We start from the raw sequence: 19,304 nt of genomic DNA on the forward strand, positions 1-19,304 counted from the left end.
CATCAGGATGAGCGCTGGCGCATCCGATAGCTAACTGAGCAACGAAAGAGTGGGAAGACTTCTGTGGCACAGAAGGACGTGCTGACCGACCTGACGAAGGTCCGCAACATCGGCATCATGGCGCACATCGACGCCGGCAAGACCACAACGACCGAGCGCATCCTCTACTACACCGGCATCAGCTACAAGATCGGTGAAGTTCACGACGGCGCAGCCACCATGGACTGGATGGAGCAGGAGCAGGAGCGTGGTATCACCATCACCTCCGCGGCGACCACCTGCTTCTGGAACGACAACCAGATCAACATCATCGACACGCCCGGCCACGTCGACTTCACCGTCGAGGTGGAGCGTTCGCTGCGTGTCCTGGACGGTGCCGTCGCGGTATTCGACGGCAAGGAGGGCGTCGAGCCCCAGTCCGAGCAGGTCTGGCGTCAGGCCGACAAGTACGACGTGCCGCGTATCTGTTTCGTCAACAAGATGGACAAGATCGGCGCCGACTTCTACTTCTCCGTGCGAACCATGGAGGAGCGCCTGGGCGCCAACGTCATTCCGATCCAGCTGCCGGTCGGCTCCGAAGGCGACTTCGAGGGCGTCGTCGACCTGGTCGAGATGAAGGCCAAGGTGTGGCGGGGCGAAACGAAGCTGGGCGAGACCTACGACACCATTGAGATCCCGGCAGAGCTGGCCGACAAGGCCCAGGAGTATCGCACCAAGCTGCTCGAGGCCGTCGCCGAAACCGACGAGGAGCTGCTGGAGAAGTACCTCGGTGGAGAAGAGCTCACCGTCGCCGAGATCAAGGGCGCGATCCGCAAGCTGACCACCACCTCCGAGGCGTACCCGGTGCTGTGCGGCAGCGCGTTCAAGAACAAGGGCGTGCAGCCCATGCTGGACGCCGTCATCGACTACCTTCCCTCGCCGTTGGACGTGCCGCCGGCCATCGGCCACCCGCCCGGCAAGGAGGACGAGGAGATCGTCCGCAAGCCGTCGACCGACGAGCCGTTCTCGGCGCTGGCTTTCAAGGTCGCGACGCACCCGTTCTTCGGCAAGCTCACCTACGTCCGGGTGTACTCGGGCAAGGTCGACTCAGGCAGCCAGGTCATCAACGCCACCAAGGGCAAGAAGGAGCGTCTGGGCAAGCTGTTCCAGATGCACTCCAACAAGGAGAACCCGGTGGAGACCGCGTCAGCGGGTCACATCTACGCGGTGATCGGCCTGAAAGACACCACCACCGGTGACACGCTGGCCGACCCGAACAACCAGATCGTGCTCGAGTCCATGACGTTCCCGGACCCGGTCATCGAGGTGGCCATCGAGCCCAAGACCAAGAGCGACCAGGAGAAGCTGAGCCTGTCGATCCAGAAGCTCGCCGAGGAGGACCCGACCTTCAAGGTCCACCAGGACGCGGAGACCGGCCAGACCGTGATCGGCGGCATGGGCGAGTTGCACCTGGACATCCTGGTGGACCGCATGCGCCGCGAGTTCAAGGTCGAAGCCAACGTCGGCAAGCCGCAGGTCGCCTACAAGGAGACCATCAAGCGGACGGTGGACAAGGTTGAGTTCACGCACAAGAAGCAGACCGGCGGTTCCGGCCAGTTCGCGAAGGTGCTGATCAGTATCGAGCCGTTCACCAGCGAAGACGGGGCAACCTACGAGTTCGAGAGCAAGGTCACCGGTGGCCGGATCCCGCGCGAGTACATCCCGTCGGTGGACGCCGGTGCCCAAGACGCCATGCAGTACGGCGTGCTGGCCGGCTACCCGTTGGTGAACCTGAAGGTCACCCTGCTCGACGGCGCCTTCCACGAGGTCGACTCCTCGGAGATGGCGTTCAAGATCGCCGGTTCGCAGGTGCTGAAAAAGGCTGCGGCACAAGCCCAGCCGGTGATCCTGGAACCGATCATGGCCGTCGAGGTCACCACGCCCGAGGACTACATGGGCGACGTGATCGGCGACCTGAACTCCCGCCGTGGCCAGATCCAGGCCATGGAGGAGCGGGCAGGGGCGCGTGTCGTCAAGGCGCACGTGCCGCTGTCGGAGATGTTCGGCTACGTCGGCGACCTGCGGTCCAAGACGCAAGGCCGGGCGAACTACTCCATGGTGTTCGACTCCTACGCCGAAGTTCCGGCGAACGTGTCGAAGGAGATCATCGCGAAGGCGACGGGCGAGTGAGTCGCGAGGCGACGGCGAGTGAGCGCAGCTCACGAGTGAGGAGCCGAGCAATTGATACAGACTCACGAGCGCGGAGCCGAGCAATGGCTGTAGCGATGGCGACTGGTGAATAAGCGGAAACCGCGACGAGTAAGCTGACGCGGTTAGCACCGCGGCAAAACCAAGAAAAATCAACACTGCTTTTTTAAGCACCAACAGTCCAGGAGGACAACAAAGTGGCGAAGGCGAAGTTCCAGCGGACCAAGCCGCACGTCAACATCGGGACCATCGGTCACGTTGACCACGGCAAGACCACTCTGACCGCGGCTATCACCAAGGTCCTGCACGACAAGTACCCGGACCTGAACGAGTCCAAGGCGTTCGACCAGATCGACAACGCGCCTGAGGAGCGTCAGCGCGGTATCACGATCAACATCGCGCACGTGGAGTACCAGACCGAGAAGCGTCACTACGCGCACGTCGACGCCCCCGGCCACGCCGACTACATCAAGAACATGATCACCGGTGCCGCCCAGATGGACGGCGCGATCCTGGTGGTCGCCGCCACCGATGGCCCGATGCCGCAGACCCGTGAGCACGTGCTGCTCGCCCGTCAGGTGGGCGTGCCCTACATCCTGGTGGCGCTGAACAAGTCCGACGCGGTCGACGACGAGGAGCTGCTCGAGCTCGTCGAGCTGGAGGTCCGCGAGTTGCTGGCCGCCCAGGACTTCGACGAGGAAGCTCCGGTGGTCCGGGTCTCGGCGCTGAAGGCGCTCGAGGGCGACGCCACCTGGGTGAAGTCGGTAGAGGACTTGATGGACGCGGTCGACGAGTCGATTCCGGACCCGGTCCGCGACACCGACAAGCCGTTCCTGATGCCCGTCGAGGACGTCTTCACCATCACCGGTCGTGGCACCGTCGTCACCGGCCGTGTGGAGCGCGGCGTGGTGAACGTGAACGAGGAAGTTGAGATCGTCGGCATCAAGCCGACCAGCACCAAGACCACGGTCACCGGTGTCGAGATGTTCCGCAAGCTGCTCGACCAGGGTCAGGCCGGTGACAACGTCGGTCTGCTGCTGCGTGGTGTCAAGCGTGAGGACGTCGAGCGCGGCCAGGTCGTCATCAAGCCCGGCACCACCACTCCGCACACCGAGTTCGAGGGTCAGGTCTACATCCTGTCCAAGGACGAGGGCGGCCGGCACACGCCGTTCTTCAACAACTACCGTCCGCAGTTCTACTTCCGCACCACCGACGTGACCGGTGTGGTGACGCTGCCGGAGGGCACCGAAATGGTGATGCCCGGTGACAACACCAACATCTCGGTGAAGCTGATCCAGCCCGTCGCCATGGACGACGGTCTGCGGTTCGCGATCCGTGAAGGTGGCCGCACCGTCGGCGCCGGGCGGGTCACCAAGATCATCAAGTAGCTGGTAACTGCGCGAGCAGACGTCAAGGCCCCCGAAAACCTCGGTTTTCGGGGGCCTTTGCGTCTGCTCGGCACGCTAACTTGTGATCGGTAGAGAGCCGCGCGGGCGCTACTCTGACATCAACTTTCGGGCACCTGACCCGAGCTGAATGAGGGGAATGCACATGCTCGCGCGGTACATCAAAATGCAGCTGCTGGTGCTGTTGTGCGGCGGCCTGGTCGGACCGATCTTTCTCGTCGTCTACTTCACGCTCGGTTTCGGGCAGCTGCTGTCCTGGATGTTCTACGTCGGCCTGCTCATCACGGTTGCGGACGTGTTGGTGGCGATCGCGCTGACGTACTGGAGCGTCAACAACGCCGCCAAGAACGAGGCGCTCGAGGCGACCGGCGTGCTTGCGCTGGCTCAGATCACCGGTCTGACCGAGACGGGTACCCGGATCAACGAGCAGCCGGTGGTCAAGGTGCATCTGCACGTCTCCGGACCCGGCATCTCGCCGTTCGACAGTGAGGACCGGGTGATCGCGAGCGTCACCCGGCTGGGCAACCTGACGGCCCGCAAGCTCGTCGTCCTGGTCGACCCCACCACGAACGAATACCGAATCGACTGGGAGCGAAGCGCATTGGTCAACGGGCTGGTGCCGGCTCAGTTCACCGTCGAGGAAGACAACCGCACCTACGACCTCAGCGGCCAGGCCGGTCCGCTGATGGAGATCCTGCAACTGCTCAAGGCCAACAACATCCCGCTCAACCGCATCGTCGATGTGCGGTCCAACCCGGCGCTGCGCCAGCAGCTGCACGCGGTGGTGCGCCGCGCCGGCCAGCAGCAGGCGGGTCAGGCCGCCCAACCGCAAGCGCCGCAGGCCTCAATCGCCGACCGGCTGCAAGAGCTGGACTCGCTGCGCGCCAGCGGCGTGGTGAACGACCAGGAATACGCCAGCCGGCGCGCCCAGATCATCTCCGAGATCTGAGCCCGCCTCGGTTGTCCACGAACGGAACCTGGCTGCGAATTCTGGCGCGGATTCTCGCGGTGCGGTTCCATTCGACGGCACCTCAGCGCTGATCAGCCGACCTAACTAGAACACGTTTCAGTTTCGCTGCTAGCCTGGCAGGCGGCGAAAGGGGAGCAGTGGCGCAATCACTTCAGGGACGGGTGGCATTCATCACCGGCGCCGCGCGCGCCCAGGGACGTTCTCATGCGATCCGGCTCGCGCGCGAGGGCGCCGACATCATCGCTTCGGACATCTGCGCGCCGGTATCGGAGACGTTGACCTACCCACCGGCCACCGCTGAGGATCTCGCCGAGACCGTCCGCGCGGTCGAGGCGGAAGGCCGCAAAGTGCTGGCACGCGAGGTCGATGTGCGCGACGACGCCGCGGTGCGGCAGCTGGTGTCCGACGGCGTCGAACAGTTCGGCCGGCTCGACATAGTGGTCGCCAACGCCGGGGTACTGGGTTGGGGCCGGGTCTGGGAACTCACCGACGAGCAGTGGGACACCGTCATCGGCGTCAACCTCACTGGGACTTGGCGCACCCTGCGCGCCACCATCCCGGCGATGATCGAAGCCGGCAACGGCGGCTCGATCGTCGTGGTCAGCTCCGCGGCCGGCCTGAAGGCGACGCCGGGCAACGGCCACTACGCCGCCAGCAAGTTCGGCCTGACCGCGCTGACCAACACCTTGGCGCTGGAGCTCGGTGAATACCGGATCCGGGTCAACTCCATCCACCCGTACTCGGTCGACACCCCGATGATCGAGCCGGAGGCGATGATGCAGGTGTTCGCCGAGCATCCGCGGTTCGTGCACGCCTTTCCGCCAATGCCGATGCAGTACAAGGGGTTTATGTCACCCGACGAGGTTTCCGACGTCGTCGTCTGGTTGGCCGGTGACGGCTCCGGCACCCTGTCGGGCACCCAGATCCCGGTCGACAAGGGCGCGTTGAAGTACTGATTGTCTGCCGTGCTATGAACTCCACGTGAGCACACACGGAATCGTGATCGTCGGCGGCGGGCTGGCCGCCGCCCGGACGGCCGAGCAGCTGCGCCGTGCGGAGTACGCCGGCCCCATCACCATCGTCAGCGACGAGGTGCACCTGCCTTACGACCGCCCTCCGCTGTCCAAGGAAGTGCTGCGCAGCGAGATCGACGACACGGCCCTCAAGCCGCGGGAGTGGTACGACGAGAAGGACATCACCCTGCGGCTGGGCCAGGCGGCCACCGGCATCGACACTTCGGCCCAGACCGTGACGCTGGCCGACGGCACCTCGCTGGGATACGACGAACTCGTCATCGCCACCGGTCTGGTGCCGCGAAGGATCCCGAGTCTGCCCGACCTGGACGGTATCCGGGTGCTGCGGTCCTTCGACGAGTGCATGGCGTTGCGCACCCACGCGTCCGCCGCCAAGAAGGCGGTGGTGGTCGGCGCGGGCTTCATCGGCTGTGAGGTGGCGGCCAGCCTGCGCGGTCTCGGGGTGGACGTGGTGCTGGTGGAGCCGCAGCCGACACCGCTGGCGTCGGTGCTCGGCGAGCAGATCGGCGCGCTGGTCACCCGCCTGCACCGCGACGAGGGCGTGGACGTCCGCACCGGCATCGGGGTGGCCGAGGTCCGCGGCCAAGGCCATGTCGACTCCGTGGTGCTCACTGACGGTACCGAAGTCCCCGCCGACCTGGTGGTGGTCGGTATCGGCTCGCACCCGGCCACCGACTGGCTCGAGGGCAGCGGAATCACCGTCGACAATGGTGTCGTCTGCGACGAGGCGGGCCGCGCCAGTGCCCCGCACGTCTGGGCGCTAGGTGATGTCGCGTCCTGGCGCGATGCCACCGGACATCAGGTGCGCGTAGAGCATTGGAGCAACGTGGCCGACCAGACCCGGGTGGTGGTGCCCGCGATGCTGGGCCGCGAGGTGCCGTCGACGGTCGTCGTCCCGTATTTCTGGAGCGACCAGTACGACGTGAAGATCCAGTGCCTGGGTGAGCCGGAAGCCACCGACACCGTGCACATCGTCGAGGACGACGGCCGCAAGTTCCTGGCGTACTACGAACGCGACGGCGCGCTGGTCGGCGTGGTGGGTGGCGGGTTACCCGGCAAGGTGATGAAGGTACGGGCCAAAGTCGCTGCCGCCGTGCCTATTTCGGAAATGCTGGACGCCAGCGCTTAAAACTGACCCAGGTAGAACCGCAAGCCCTGGTTGTCGGTGCATTCGGCGGACAGGCCGTACGGCTGACGTGACGGCTCCTCCAGCACGGTGCCGCCGGCCTCGCGCACCCGGGCCACCGCGGCGTCGATGTCCTCGACGGCCCACATCGGCACCGCGACGCGACGCGGGCTCCCGCCCGCCACACCCGCCATCGGGTGAGTGTCGCGCACCTGCCAGCCATCGGCGACGCGGCCGGGCTCGAACGTCCAGCCCAGCACCCGTGCGTAGAAGTCGCGGAAACCGGCCGACCCCGGCACGTTGTAGGTCATGTAGGCCAGCTCACCTGGCCCGGATCCGTTGAGCTGCGGTCGTTTCCGGTCGGCTGCCGATTCGAATACCGCGATCGGCGCGCCCTGTGGGTCGGTGGCGTCCAGAGTGACGCCGTGCTCGGTCCGACGGGTTTCGCCCACGGAGCCGCCGGCGGCGTTGATTGCGGCGCGCGCGGCCGCCAGGTCGGTGACGGCATAACCGCAGAACAGGCCGGGCTCGGCGGCGGCGTGGATGTCGGTGGGCAGTTCGGTGTTGGTCACCCGGTGCGACTTGGCGTCGACGGTCCAGCCCAGCACGTGTCCGTAGAACGCGGCGGCCCGCTCGGCGTCGGGAACCCGCAGTGCGATGAAGCCGAGATCGCCCTGCTGGATGCGGGGACCGGTGGGTCCGCTCAGCATCCAGCGGTGGCCGAACGGGTCGACGATCGTGGCGTTGCGCGCGCCGTGGCCCTCGTAGATCTCGCGCTGCACGCTGGCGCCGTGTGCACGTGCCTGCCGCAACGCGGCGTCGGTGTCCGCAACATGCAGCATCAGGCTCACCGACACGGACCCCGGTTGGGGGCCCTGCAGTCCAAGCTCGGGGTATTCGTCGGCCAGGTAGAGCACACCGCCACCGATTTCGAGCTCGACGTGTCCAATTCGTCCGTCCGGCATCTCAATTGGCTCGCCGATCACCACTGCGCCGAATGCCGTGGCGTACCAGTGGATTGCGTCGGGCGCGTCCCGCACGGTCAGATAAGGGACTGCGGCCGGGCGGGGGACCGCCTCAGCGGGCGGTTCGTAAATGGTTTCCTTCAAGACGGCGGATGTATCACTCATGACCACTCCTTCGGGTAGTGACAACGCGGACTCCAGCCGCCGGCGCAACCGCGCGGCGAAGCCCGGATCGGGTTGCACCGGAAGGTCTTCGGTGTGCAGCACGTAGAGCGGATCTCGCTTACTCATGACGTGCTCCCTTCCGGATACTCTTTGCGGAACGCCTTTTTGGCGCGAACCAGCAGTGCCTCGGTGGCGTGCACGGTCCGCCCGAGCAGTGCGGCGCATTCACCGACACTGCAGCCGTCCATATACCTCAGGACGAGCACCGCGCGGTGTGAGTCGCTCAGCCTCTCCAGCACGCTCTCGGCGACCAACCGGTCCAATTCGGCGTCCCACTCGTCGGGCGGGTCGACCGGTTCGGGCGGTTCGGCCACCGGCACCGGCTCGTGCCGTCGCCGGTAATGGTCAGCCAGCTTGTGCCGGGCCACCCCCATCAGCCAGGGCATGGCGATCGGTGGCGGGTCACCTTCGCGTGCGGCAGCCCGCGCCGTTTGCAGCCCGGCCAGAAACGTCTCCGACGTCAGGTCCTCCGCGGTTCCCCGGTCACCGCAGCGGCGTACGAAGTAGCCGTAGACCACCGGCAGCGCTTCGTCGTACAGCGCCAGCAGCGCGCTCGCGGCGTCGCGCTGGCGGTGCGATTGGGCGCTCACACTCTTGATGTCGTCGCGGCGACTCGATTTCCGACGGGGTGATCGAGAAAATTTCCCACCGCCGTCACTGCCAGTGCACCGGTGCGCCGTGGGCATGGCATTCCGCCAGCACCCGCTCCTCGCCGCCAGGCCACTTCGTTGCCCGCACCAAGAAGGTCAATCTGCCCTCCGGTCCCTCGCGCGCCGGCTCGAGAGTCAGGTGTGCCAGCGGTTTTCGCGCATCCGCCGCTGCGGCCAGCCCGTCGATGCCCGCGCGCACCGCCGCTCGCTCGTCGGCGGACAGGTACTGCCAGGTGATCGAATGCCACAGTACGGTCAGGGCGCCCTCGGCGAGGGTGAGCCCGGTGACCGCGTCCGCGGCCGTCCGGCGCTCCAGCGACGCCGGCACCTCGCGGGCCACTGCGATGGCACCGCGTACCCGACTCAACCGGGCGTGCTGGTCGGGCCACACGTAGCTGAGCACGGTCAGCTCGCCGTCGGGCTCGGTCACGTCGATAGGCGCGATGTCGTATCCGCTGCGCTCGATGATCTGCAGGGGGCCGCCCGGGGGCAGCTGGCCATGCCACGCGTCGTCGATCACCACCGGCGAATCCGCCGGGCCCCACTGATTGCCGGCGTACCGGTAGTGGTACCGGTCGGCGCGCAGGTTGAGACCCGCGCTGGTACCGATCTCGAAAAGCCGGATCGGCAACCGGAATTCGCCGTGGAACTGCAGCAAGCCACCGACCAGCGCGGCGGAGCGACCCACCTCGTTGGTCTGCGGGGGCTGGCCCAGCGTCGCCCGCAGCGCCTCGGACTGTTCGCCGGCGAGGAGCAGGATCTCGGGCCAGGCGCGCTGAGCATCCCAGCTGCCACCCGCACTGGGGTACCAGCGGCGCAAGGCTGGCGCCCGCCCGTCGAGCACCATCCGGTGCAGTCCGCCGAGCAACCGCAGCGGCACCGCCTGGCCGGCTGGTGCGTCCTCCCGGCCGGCGAGAATCGTCCGGAACACTCCGCCGGACTCGACATCATCGGCCACCAGGTCGAGAAGTTCGCCGTACATCGCCGAGCCGGATCGCGCGCAGAACCGTCCCTGTGACCGCAGCGTATGCAGGAGGTGCGCGATGTCGCTCACTCCAGTGAGTCCAGGCCCGCACCGACGACGTCGAACGCGTTTCCCAGCGCCGCGGGCAGCGATACCGATTCGTCACGCAGCCAGTGCTCGTAGGCGCTCAGCGCGACCCCGAGCATCGTCCAGGCGACGGTCTGCGGCATCAGGTCGGTCGTCTTGCTGCCCGACCTGCGGGCCACGAAGCCGGCGATCACGTCCCGCCATCCGGCATACATCGTCATCGAATAGGCTTGCAGCTCAGCCGTTTCCAGAATTACCCGCATACGCTGGCGGTGCCGCACCGACTCGCATTCGTCGAAGGTGTTGAACGCCAGCAGCGCCCCGCGCAGCGCCTCGCGCAGTGGCACCTGTGGATCGACGCCGTCCAGCAGTTCCTGCAATTGTTCGAGGTAGGCATCGAAGTCGCCCCACGGGATCGCGTTCTTGGAGGCGTAGTAGCGAAACAATGTTCGGCGCGCGATCCCGGCAGCCTGGGCGACGTCGTCGACGCTGACTTCGGCGAAGCCGCGGGCGGCGAACAGGTCGATCGCGACGTCGGTGATGTGCAGTGGCGTCGTCGAGCGGCGCCTGCCCACCCGCGACTCCGGCAGCATCAGAACCCGCCCTTCCATTTCGGCACTCGATGCCATATTCTGACCACAATCGTCAGAGTGTGACCAGCACCACCCATCATTGTCGAATCCCTTCCACGAAAGGCAACGCCATGGACAACGAAAACCAGACCGAGACCGAACTCGTCACCGAGACGCTGGTGGAAGAGGTTTCGATCGACGGCATGTGCGGGGTCTACTGACGGTGGCCGCGCCCGCGCCGGCCTCCGAGAGTATGCAGTTCGACCCGGACAAGGGCTGGCGGCTGCATCCGCAGGTGGCGATCCGGCCGGAACCCTTTGGGGCGCTGCTGTATCACTTCGGCACCCGCAAACTGTCATTCCTGAAGAACCGCACCATTGTGACCGTGGTGCAGTCACTGGCCGAACACCCCGACGTGCGGTCCGCATGCCGGGCCGCCGGCGTCGACGACCCAGACCAGGGCCCTTACCTGCACGCGCTCGATGTGCTGGCCCGCTCCACCATGCTGGTACCCAGGGAGGCCGAATGAGCACCGCAGCCAGAGTTCCCGCACTGATCGAGCAGTTCGAGCACGGGCTCGACGCACCGATCTGCCTGACCTGGGAGCTGACCTACGCCTGCAATCTGGCCTGTGTGCACTGCCTGTCCTCGTCGGGCAAACGCGACCCGCGTGAGCTGTCCACGCGTCAATGCAAGGACATCATCGACGAGCTCGAACGCATGCAGGTGTTTTATGTGAACATCGGCGGTGGCGAACCCACCGTGCGGCCCGACTTCTGGGAGTTGGTGGACTACGCGACCGAACACCACGTCGGGGTGAAGTTCTCCACCAACGGGGTGCGCATCACCCCCGAGGTGGCCGCCCGGTTAGCCGCCAGCGACTACGTGGACGTCCAGATATCTCTGGACGGTGCCACCGCCGAAGTCAACGACGCCGTTCGTGGGCCCGGGTCGTTCGCCATGGCGGTGCGGGCGCTGGAGAACCTGGCCTCGGCGGGATTCAAAGACGCGAAGATCTCGGTCGTGGTGACCCGGCACAACGTGGATCAGCTCGACGAATTCGCCGCGCTGGCAAGCCGTTACGGCGCGACGCTGCGCATTACCCGATTGCGTCCGTCGGGGCGCGGAGCCGACGTCTGGGACGATCTGCATCCCACGCCGGACCAGCAGGTGCAGCTGTATGACTGGCTGGTGGCCAAGGGCGAGCGAGTGTTGACCGGCGATTCCTTCTTCCACCTGGCGCCGCTGGGGGCCGCCGGGGCGCTGGCCGGTCTCAACATGTGCGGGGCAGGCCGGGTCGTGTGCCTGATCGACCCGGTGGGCGACGTGTACGCCTGCCCGTTCGCGATCCATGACCGGTTCCTGGCCGGAAACGTGCTGGCGGATGATGGATTCGACAATGTCTGGAAGAACGCCCCTCTGTTCCGCGAATTGCGCGAGCCGCAGTCCGCGGGAGCCTGTGGCAGCTGCGGGCACTACGACAGCTGCCGTGGCGGCTGCATGGCGGCGAAATTCTTCACCGGCCTGCCGATGGACGGCCCGGATCCGGAGTGCGTGCAAGGCCACGGCGCCCCGGCGCTGGAGTCCGAACGCCAAACACCGAGACCGCGCGTCGACCACTCCCGCGGCAAGCGCATCAGCGCTCCGGTGCCGTTGACCCTGTCCATGAGACCGCCGGCGCGGCTGTGCAATGAAAGTCCCGTATAACCATGGCAGACCAATGGTTTGAAACTGTCGCGATTGCCCAACAACGCGCTAAGCGGCGGCTGCCAAAATCGGTCTATTCGTCGCTTATTTCGGCCAGTGAAAAAGGCGTGACGGTGGCCGACAATGTCGCCGCATTCAGCGAACTCGGATTCGCCCCGCACGTCATCGGCGTCAGCGCGAAACGCGACCTGTCGACCACTGTTATGGGACAGGATATTTCGATGCCGGTGCTTATTTCGCCGACCGGCGTGCAGGCGGTCGATCCCGACGGCGAGGTTGCCGTGGCGCGCGCCGCGGCGGCCCGGGGTACCGCGATGGGACTGTCCTCGTTCGCGAGCAAGCCGATCGAGGAGGTCATCGCCGCCAATCCCAAGGTGTTCTTCCAGATCTACTGGCTCGGCGGCCGAGACGCGATCGCCGAACGTGCCGAGCGGGCGCGGGCGGCGGGTGCGGCCGGGTTGATCGTCACCACCGACTGGACGTTCTCGCACGGCCGCGACTGGGGGAGCCCGAAGATCCCCGAAGAGATGAACCTGAAGACCATCCTGAAGCTGTCGCCGGAGGCGATCACCAAGCCGCGCTGGCTGTGGAAGTTCGGCAAGACGATGCGGCCGCCGGACCTGCGAGTGCCCAATCAGGGACGCCGCGGCGAGCCCGGCCCGCCGTTCTTCGCCGCCTACGGCGAATGGATGGGAACTCCCCCGCCCACCTGGGAGGACATCGCCTGGCTGCGGGAATTGTGGGGCGGACCGTTCATGCTTAAAGGTGTGATGCGTGTCGACGACGCCAAAAGGGCGGTGGACGCTGGTGTTTCGGCGATCTCGGTGTCCAATCACGGCGGCAACAACCTCGACGGCACGCCCGCGTCGATCCGTGCGCTGCCCGCCGTGGCCACGGCCGTCGGCGACCAGGTCGAGGTCCTGCTCGACGGCGGCATCCGGCGGGGGAGTGACGTGGTGAAGGCCGTGGCGCTGGGGGCGCGTGCGGTGATGATTGGGCGGGCCTACCTATGGGGCCTGGCGGCCGCGGGCCAGCCCGGCGTCGAGAACGTGCTCGACATCATGCGCGGCGGCATCGACTCGGCGCTGATGGGTCTCGGGCATTCCTCCATCCACGACCTCACCTCCGACGACATCTTGATGCCGCCCGGGTTCACCCGGGATTTGGGCGCCCGCTGAGCGTTGGGCAACTGGCCGAATCACGCAGGGGCTGGCCGATTGACGAAATGGTCGATTGGCGGCTTCGCGCTGATACCACAGAGTACTCGGCGGAGGAATGGTCATTCGCGCCGAATGTGATACTGGCGTGGCAGTCGTGGCACACGAGCAGGGTTTTCGCCCGTCGATCAACATCGTGGAAAAAAAATTCGATAGATAGGGCAACAATTGGTGCACGCCAGGTGAATTCGTCTTACCATCGGCGGGTGCCTGTACACGGCGAACTGGGGGATTCGACGTCGAGCCAACTCTCAATATCCGCGTCGCCGTCAATACTGATTCCGCTAGGGGCTACCGAACAACATGGTCCGCACCTGCCTTTGGATACCGACACTCGGGTCGCCACGGCGGTCGCCCGTGCCGTCGGTGAGCGGCTGCGCTGGCTCGTGGCTCCCGCGATCGCGTACGGCGCCAGCGGCGAGCACCAGAGTTTCGACGGGACGATCTCCATCGGGGTCGATGCATTGACCACGCTGTTGGTGGAGTACGGACGGTCAGCCAGCTGCTGGGCGCAGCGGCTGGTCTTCGTCAACGGGCATGGCGGCAACGTCGGCGCGTTGAACGCCGCGATCGGCCGCCTGCGTGCCGAGGGCCGCGACGCCGGATGGAGCCCGTGCGCCAGCGCCGGTGCAGATGCGCATGCCGGTCACACCGAAACATCCGTGCTGCTGTACATCTCGCCGGACGCCGTGCGCACCGACCGGATGCTCGCCGGTAACGAAGCTCCGCTGCGCGAGTTGCTGCCCTCCATGCGACTTGGCGGGGTGGCGGCAGTCAGTCGCACCGGTGTGCTGGGAGACCCGACCACGGCTACCGCGGCCGAGGGCAGACGGATTTTCAGCGAGATGGTCGACGACTGCGTCCGGCGCATCGACCGGTGGCTGCCGGGAGTCGACGGGATGCTGACGTGACCGTACCGGTGACCCGGCTGCCCGACGGGTTCGCCGTGCAGGTCGACCGCCGGGTGCGGGTGCTCGGCGACGGCAAGGCCCTGCTCGGGGGCTCGCCGACCCGGCTGCTGCGGTTGGCGCCCGCCGCCCAGAGCATGCTGTGCGACGGGCGTCTCAAGGTCCGCGACGAGGTCAGTGCCCAACTGGCTCGCACCCTGCTGGACGCCACGGTAGCTCACCCACGCCCCGCGACCGGGCCGTCCCATCGAGACGTCACCGTCGTTATACCGGTGCGGGACAACATAACTGGCGTGCGACGGCTGGTGGCGTCACTGCGGGGGTTGCGTGTCATCGTGGTCGACGACGGATCCTCCACCCCCATCGAATTGGAAGATTTGGCCGGAGCGCACTGCGACATCGAGGTGTTGCACCACGTCCGCAGCAAGGGTCCGGCGGCAGCCCGTAACACCGGGCTGGCGGCCTGCACCACCGACTTCGTCGCGTTCCTGGATTCCGACGTGGCGCCACAGCGCGGTTGGCTCGAAGCCCTGCTCGGCCACTTCTGCGACCCGACGGTCGCGCTGGTCGCGCCCCGCATCGTCGGCCTGGGCCAAGATGAGAACGTGATAGCCCGCTACGAAGCGGTCCATTCCTCTCTGGATCTGGGCCTGCGGGAAGCCCCGGTGCTGCCGCACAGCGCGGTGTCCTACGTGCCCAGCGCCGCGATCGTGTGCCGCACCTCGGCGATCCGGGAGGTCGGTGGGTTCGACGAGACGATGCACTCCGGCGAAGACGTCGACCTGTGCTGGCGCCTGGTAGAAGCCGGCGCCCGGTTGCGGTATGAACCGATCGCACTGGTCGCCCACGACCACCGGACCCAGTTGCGGGACTGGCTAGCGCGCAAAGCTTTCTATGGGGGTTCGGCGGCTCCGTTGTCGGTGCGGCACCCCGACAAGACCGCGCCCGTAGTGATTTCCGGCTGGGCGCTGACGGCCTGGATTCTCATGTCGCTCGGAACCGGTCTTGCCCAGTTCGCCTCGATCGTCATCGCCGTGCTCACCGGCCGCCGCATCGCCAGAACGCTGCGCGGCGCGGACGCCGCCGTCGAGACCACCCTGTCGGATGTGGTCGTGATCGCCACCCGGGGGCTGTGGTCGGCGGCACTCCAACTGGCATCGGCGCTCTGCCGGCACTACTGGCCGGTGGCCCTGCTGGCGGCGCTGCTGTCGCGGCACTGCCGGCACGTCGTCCTGGTAGCGGCGATCGTCGACGGTGTCGCGGACTGGTTGCGTCGCAGGGACGCCGTCGGACAGGACGCCGAACCGATCGGCTTGCTGACCTTCCTGCTACTCAAGCGCATCGACGACCTGGCCTACGGGATCGGCCTGTGGTACGGAGTGGTGCGCGAGCGCAATATCGGCGCACTCAAGCCGCAGATCCGGACGTAACGGCCGCCTTGTCTGCAGCCGCCGGGCACAGCGATGTGCTGATCGTCGGCGCCGGAAGTGCCGGTTCGGTTGTTGCCGAACGCGTTTCCGCCGACCAGGGCCGTACCGTGACGGTACTGGAGGCAGGCCCCGGACTCGCCGACGCCCAGCTGCTGGCGCGCACCCGCAATGGGCTGCAACTGCCGATCGGCGCCGGCAGCCCCTTGGCCGAGCGTTATCTGGCCACGCTCACCGACCACCCGCCCCGGCAGGTGCCGTTGGTGCGTGGCACCACGGTCGGCGGGTCCGGCGCGGTCAACGGCGGTTACTTCTGCCGTGGATTGCCCGGCGACTTCGAGCGCATGGCGATACCGGGCTGGGCTTGGGCTGACGTGCTGACCCACTTCCGGGCCATCGAGACGGATCTGGACTTCGCCACCCCCGCACACGGGGGCGCCGGCCCGATCCCGGTGCGCCGCACGCGCGATCTGACCGGCGTCTCGGAGGCCTTCGTCGCCGCCAGCACGCGGGCGGGATTCGGCTGGATCACCGACCTCAACGATGTCGGGCCCGAATTGCCAGCGGGGATAGGCGCGGTGCCGCTCAATATCGTCGACGGCGTCCGTACCGGTTCCGGGGCCGCCTTCCTGCTCCCTGCGCTGCGGCGCCCCAATCTGCGGCTGCTGGCCCGGACCCGGGCGGTGCGGCTGCGTTTGCGCGGCGCTACCGCGGTGGGCGTGCAGGCGGTAGGGCCGGACGGCCCGGTCGAGTTGACGGCGAGTCGAGTCATCCTGTGTTCCGGCGCAATTCGGTCGGCCCATCTGTTGATGCTTTCTGGCATAGGCGAACCCGCGATGCTCCGCTCCGCCGGCGTGGAAGTTGTTGCGGCACTGCCCGTTGGGCTGCGATGCAGCGATCACCCGGAGTGGGTGATGCCGGCCAGCTGGAAGGTGGCTGCGGACCGTCCGGTGTTGGAGGTGGTGCTCAGCACTTCCGACGGCATCGAAATCCGGCCCTACACAGGCGGTTTCGTGGCTATGACCGGCGACGGTACTGCTGGACACAGTGATTGGCCGCACCTGGGCGTGGCCCTCATGCGGCCACGTTCCCGGGGCCGCATGACGCTGGTATCCGCGGATCCGGACACCGCACTCCGAATCGACCATCACTACGACGGCGAGTCGGCCGACGTCGCGGCCCTGCGTGCGGGCAGCGAACTGGCCCGTGAATTCTGCGGCACCACAACGGGTCCAGCGGTCTGGTCGACGTCACAGCACCTGTGCGGCAGCGCCCCTATGGGTGTGGACGGCGACCCGAATGCGGTGGTGGACGCCAGGTGTCGCGTTCTCGGTGTCGAAAACCTCTGGGTGATAGACGGATCCATCCTGCCGGTGGTACCTAGCCGTGGGCCGCACGCCACCATCGTGATGGCGGGACACCGGGCGGCCGAATTCGTGCAGTGACACGGCCGGTAAATCAGCTCGCTGCCGGCGTCGCTTCGCCGGCGGCCTGGATGCGGGCTGTCGGGGCACCGGCGATGGCCGCGGCCGGTACCGCTCGCGCCGCCAGCGGCGCGGGTAGCGCCGACACCGCGGCCGTCTCCTCGATTTCGGCGGGCTCCGCGGAGCTGGCCGGCGGTGCGGAAACCGGTTGACGAGTCACTGACCCGACCGGCCGCACCGCTCCGGCGGCGATCGCCGACCCGACCGGCCCGACCGGCGCCGCTGCCGGCGCGATGGCCGAGCCCGCCGGTCCGGCTGCCGCCGCACCCAGAGCCATCGTCTGTGGCGCCATCGCGGCCGCCGCCGGGGCCGCGTGCGAACCCTCGCTGATGCTCCCGGGTCCCAGGGTTTGTTGCGGCACGCTCACGACACCGGTCTGGACGTTCGACACGTTCGCCGCCTCGGTTACGGCATAGGACTGAGAGCCGAGGTTCATCAATTGCACGAACTGGTCGTGGAACGCCGCGGCCTGGGCGCTGAGCGCCTGGAAAGCCTCGGCATGGGCGCCGAACAGCGCTGCCAGCTCCGTTGACACCGCGTCAGTGCCCGCCGGCAGGAATGCGCCGGTCGTCGGAATGACGGCTGCGGTGTTAGCGTCGCTGATCGCCGATCCGATGTTCGCCAAATCCGTTGCTGCCGCGGCCACGTACTCCGGCGCAGCGATTACATACGACATGCGGCCCCCCAGCCAAACATGGATCGTGTCCGACGCCCGTTACGAACCTTCTCCCCCTATTGAATAGTAGCCGCGCCAAGCGACGCCCGCGGCTTTTTGGCTCAATGCGATCGGACTCGGGCGCGGCCACCCCGGATGCGGCGGGCCAGGCGCAACTGGCGCCCATCCCGCCCGGGGGCCCAGAACCCGATCAGCAGCGCGGCCACAGCGACGATCACCGCCATCGCGATCGTCGACGCATGCATGGCGTGCAGGAAGGCCGTCTGGCTCAGGGTCGCCAATCGATCACCCTGTGGGCCAAGCTTTTCCGAGATTTCGACGGCCTTGGCCAGCGAGTCGGAGGCGGGCCCGCGGACCGGCTCGGGGAACGCTGTCAGCCTCGGCCGGAGCTGGTCACTGTAGCTCCCGGCCAGGATCGAGCCCGCCACGGCGATCCCCAGGGCCCCGCCCAACTCGCGCGCCGTGTCGTTGACGGCGGACGCCACGCCCTGCTTCTCGTCCGGAACGGCTGCCATGATCGCCGAGGTCGTGGGCGCCGTGCAGAATCCGATGCCCGTGCTGAGGATCAGCGTGGGCCAGGCGAAGTTGAGGTAGGACGAGTGCAAGTCGAGCACGACCATGCACAGGAAGCCCACCGCCATCATCACGGTGCCCAAGAACAGCACCAGGCGCAGGCCCAGCTTCGGGACGTACCACCAGGACAGTGCCGAGCAGATGCCCAACGGCACCATGAACGGACCCAGAGCCACCGCGGTCATCAGCGGCGAGTAGCCCATGATCTGCTGGACGTACTGCATGGCGAGAAAGAAGAAGCCGAACGTTCCGCCGAACAGGATCACGATGGTCGCCACCCCCGTCGCGAAACTGGGATCGGAGAACAAGCGCACGTCCAGTAGTGGCTGCCGTTTGCGATATTCGACTATCCCGAAGACCGCGGCGATGACCGTCCCGAGGATCAGCCCGCCCCACACCTGGCTGTCGTCCCAGCCGCGCGTCGGTGCCTGCAGGATCGCGAACACTCCGATCGCTATGGCCGCGCCGATCAACACCGCGCCCCACCAGTCGACGCGCGGGGCCTCGTTGTCGCGCGACGGCGAAACGGTGCACGCCAGCGCGAAGATCACCAGGCCGGCCGCACCCAGCGACCAGAAGATGGCGTGCCAGTCCCAAAAGCGAAGCAGCAGGCCAGAACCCAGCATGCCGATCACGCCGCCGGATCCCGCGGTGCCGGCCCAGATGCCAACCGCCTTGAGGCGCTGCTCTTTCGGATACGCCACGGTCAGCAGCGACAGCGTGGCGGGCATGACGAACGCGGCGCCGACACCGGCCAGCGCGCGTCCCGCGATGATCTGCGTCGGGGAGTGCAACAGGGCCGGCGCGATGGATGCCACCGAGAAGATGGTCAGGCCGGCCAGCAGCGCGCCCCGGCGGCCGTAGCGGTCACCGACGGCACCGGCGGGCAACAGCAGGCAGGCCAGCGCCAGGGTGTAGCCGTCGACAATCCACGTCAGCTGCGTCTGGGTGGCGGACGTGGCGACGGCGATGTCACCCAATGCGGTGTTCAAGGCCGTCATCGACGCGACCACCAGCGATACTCCGAGGCAGGCGACGGTCAGCGTCCAGCGCTGGGCCCGGGTGCTTTGGCCCGCTTCGTTCCCGCGCTCTCCGGGCCGGACTAGGGTTTGAACCATGTGTGGCG

The 19,304-nt window shown here is 67.1% G+C and carries 18 protein-coding genes; 12 read left to right on the top strand and 6 right to left on the bottom strand.

What is annotated here, in order from left to right; genetic code table 11:
* Nucleotides 1–63 precede the first annotated feature (63 nt).
* The 5 genes from fusA (at nt 64) to AWC08_RS22480 (ending at nt 6,726) form a co-directional block, all read left to right on the top strand.
* On the top strand, nt 64–2,169 hold the full coding sequence (gene fusA / locus AWC08_RS22460; RefSeq protein ID WP_065133603.1) for an elongation factor G: 2,106 nt from the start codon (nt 64–66) through the stop codon (nt 2,167–2,169).
* Between the two features lie 215 nt (nt 2,170–2,384).
* The gene (gene tuf / locus AWC08_RS22465) at nt 2,385–3,575 is read left to right on the top strand and encodes an elongation factor Tu (RefSeq protein WP_055578873.1); all 1,191 of its coding nucleotides are present in this window, start codon (nt 2,385–2,387) and stop codon (nt 3,573–3,575) included.
* A 163-nt stretch (nt 3,576–3,738) separates the two neighbouring features.
* Nucleotides 3,739–4,542 carry an SHOCT domain-containing protein gene (locus AWC08_RS22470; RefSeq protein WP_065137418.1) on the top strand — a complete coding sequence of 268 codons (804 nt, stop codon included), beginning with the start codon at nt 3,739–3,741 and terminating at the stop codon, nt 4,540–4,542.
* 158 nt (nt 4,543–4,700) lie between these two features.
* On the top strand, nt 4,701–5,519 hold the full coding sequence (locus AWC08_RS22475) for a mycofactocin-coupled SDR family oxidoreductase (RefSeq protein ID WP_082986788.1): 819 nt from the start codon (nt 4,701–4,703) through the stop codon (nt 5,517–5,519).
* A gap of 25 nt (nt 5,520–5,544) precedes the next feature.
* Nucleotides 5,545–6,726: an NAD(P)/FAD-dependent oxidoreductase gene (locus AWC08_RS22480; protein ID WP_232007765.1), complete on the top strand. Its 1,182-nt coding sequence runs from the start codon at nt 5,545–5,547 to the stop codon at nt 6,724–6,726.
* Here the strand turns inward: AWC08_RS22480 and AWC08_RS22485 are convergent.
* The 4 genes from AWC08_RS22485 to mftR form a co-directional block, all read right to left on the bottom strand.
* Nucleotides 6,723–7,979 carry a VOC family protein gene (locus AWC08_RS22485; RefSeq protein WP_069433016.1) on the bottom strand — a complete coding sequence of 419 codons (1,257 nt, stop codon included), beginning with the start codon at nt 7,977–7,979 and terminating at the stop codon, nt 6,723–6,725. The genes AWC08_RS22480 and AWC08_RS22485 overlap by 4 nt on opposite strands.
* Nucleotides 7,976–8,503, bottom strand: coding sequence for an RNA polymerase sigma factor (locus tag AWC08_RS22490; protein ID WP_065137405.1), 528 nt, complete (start codon nt 8,501–8,503; stop codon nt 7,976–7,978). The genes AWC08_RS22485 and AWC08_RS22490 overlap by 4 nt, the downstream gene beginning before the upstream one ends.
* Before the next feature lie 64 nt (nt 8,504–8,567).
* A complete protein-coding gene (locus AWC08_RS22495) occupies nt 8,568–9,617 on the bottom strand; it encodes a DUF2332 domain-containing protein (protein WP_069433017.1) in 1,050 nt (349 codons plus the stop codon).
* Nucleotides 9,614–10,207, bottom strand: a complete 594-nt coding sequence (mftR, locus tag AWC08_RS22500) for a mycofactocin system transcriptional regulator (RefSeq protein WP_142283738.1) — start codon at nt 10,205–10,207, stop codon at nt 9,614–9,616. The genes AWC08_RS22495 and mftR overlap by 4 nt, the downstream gene beginning before the upstream one ends.
* Before the next feature lie 110 nt (nt 10,208–10,317).
* On the opposite strand from mftR, the gene mftA reads away from it, so the two are divergent.
* The 7 genes from mftA (at nt 10,318) to mftG (ending at nt 16,890) form a co-directional block, all read left to right on the top strand.
* Nucleotides 10,318–10,407: a mycofactocin precursor MftA gene (gene mftA, locus AWC08_RS22505; protein WP_036352637.1), complete on the top strand. Its 90-nt coding sequence runs from the start codon at nt 10,318–10,320 to the stop codon at nt 10,405–10,407.
* Nucleotides 10,392–10,715, top strand: coding sequence for a mycofactocin biosynthesis chaperone MftB (gene mftB, locus AWC08_RS22510; protein ID WP_069433018.1), 324 nt, complete (start codon nt 10,392–10,394; stop codon nt 10,713–10,715). Before mftA ends, mftB begins: the two co-directional genes overlap by 16 nt.
* Nucleotides 10,712–11,893 (top strand): mycofactocin radical SAM maturase, encoded by a 1,182-nt coding sequence (gene mftC, locus AWC08_RS22515; RefSeq protein ID WP_069433019.1) that lies wholly within the window; start codon nt 10,712–10,714, stop codon nt 11,891–11,893. The genes mftB and mftC overlap by 4 nt, the downstream gene beginning before the upstream one ends.
* Before the next feature lie 2 nt (nt 11,894–11,895).
* Complete coding sequence (gene mftD / locus AWC08_RS22520) at nt 11,896–13,071, top strand: pre-mycofactocin synthase MftD (protein ID WP_069433020.1); 1,176 nt, start codon at nt 11,896–11,898, stop codon at nt 13,069–13,071.
* A gap of 221 nt (nt 13,072–13,292) precedes the next feature.
* A complete protein-coding gene (gene mftE, locus AWC08_RS22525) occupies nt 13,293–14,021 on the top strand; it encodes a mycofactocin biosynthesis peptidyl-dipeptidase MftE (protein WP_069433021.1) in 729 nt (242 codons plus the stop codon).
* Entirely contained in the window at nt 14,018–15,448 is a 1,431-nt protein-coding gene (gene mftF / locus AWC08_RS22530) for a mycofactocin biosynthesis glycosyltransferase MftF (protein WP_065137398.1), read from the top strand. The genes mftE and mftF overlap by 4 nt, the downstream gene beginning before the upstream one ends.
* Nucleotides 15,449–15,456: 8 nt before the next feature.
* Complete coding sequence (gene mftG / locus AWC08_RS22535) at nt 15,457–16,890, top strand: mycofactocin dehydrogenase MftG (protein WP_069433022.1); 1,434 nt, start codon at nt 15,457–15,459, stop codon at nt 16,888–16,890.
* 13 nt (nt 16,891–16,903) lie between these two features.
* Here the strand turns inward: mftG and AWC08_RS39155 are convergent, their stop codons facing one another.
* Complete coding sequence (locus AWC08_RS39155) at nt 16,904–17,605, bottom strand: PE family protein (protein ID WP_069433023.1); 702 nt, start codon at nt 17,603–17,605, stop codon at nt 16,904–16,906.
* 101 nt (nt 17,606–17,706) lie between these two features.
* The gene (locus AWC08_RS22545) at nt 17,707–19,296 is read right to left on the bottom strand and encodes an MFS transporter (RefSeq protein WP_069433024.1); all 1,590 of its coding nucleotides are present in this window, start codon (nt 19,294–19,296) and stop codon (nt 17,707–17,709) included.
* Nucleotides 19,297–19,304: the final 8 nt, after the last annotated feature.

This window comes from Mycobacterium gordonae, assembly GCF_002101675.1.
In the GTDB taxonomy this organism is placed as follows: domain Bacteria; phylum Actinomycetota; class Actinomycetes; order Mycobacteriales; family Mycobacteriaceae; genus Mycobacterium; species Mycobacterium gordonae.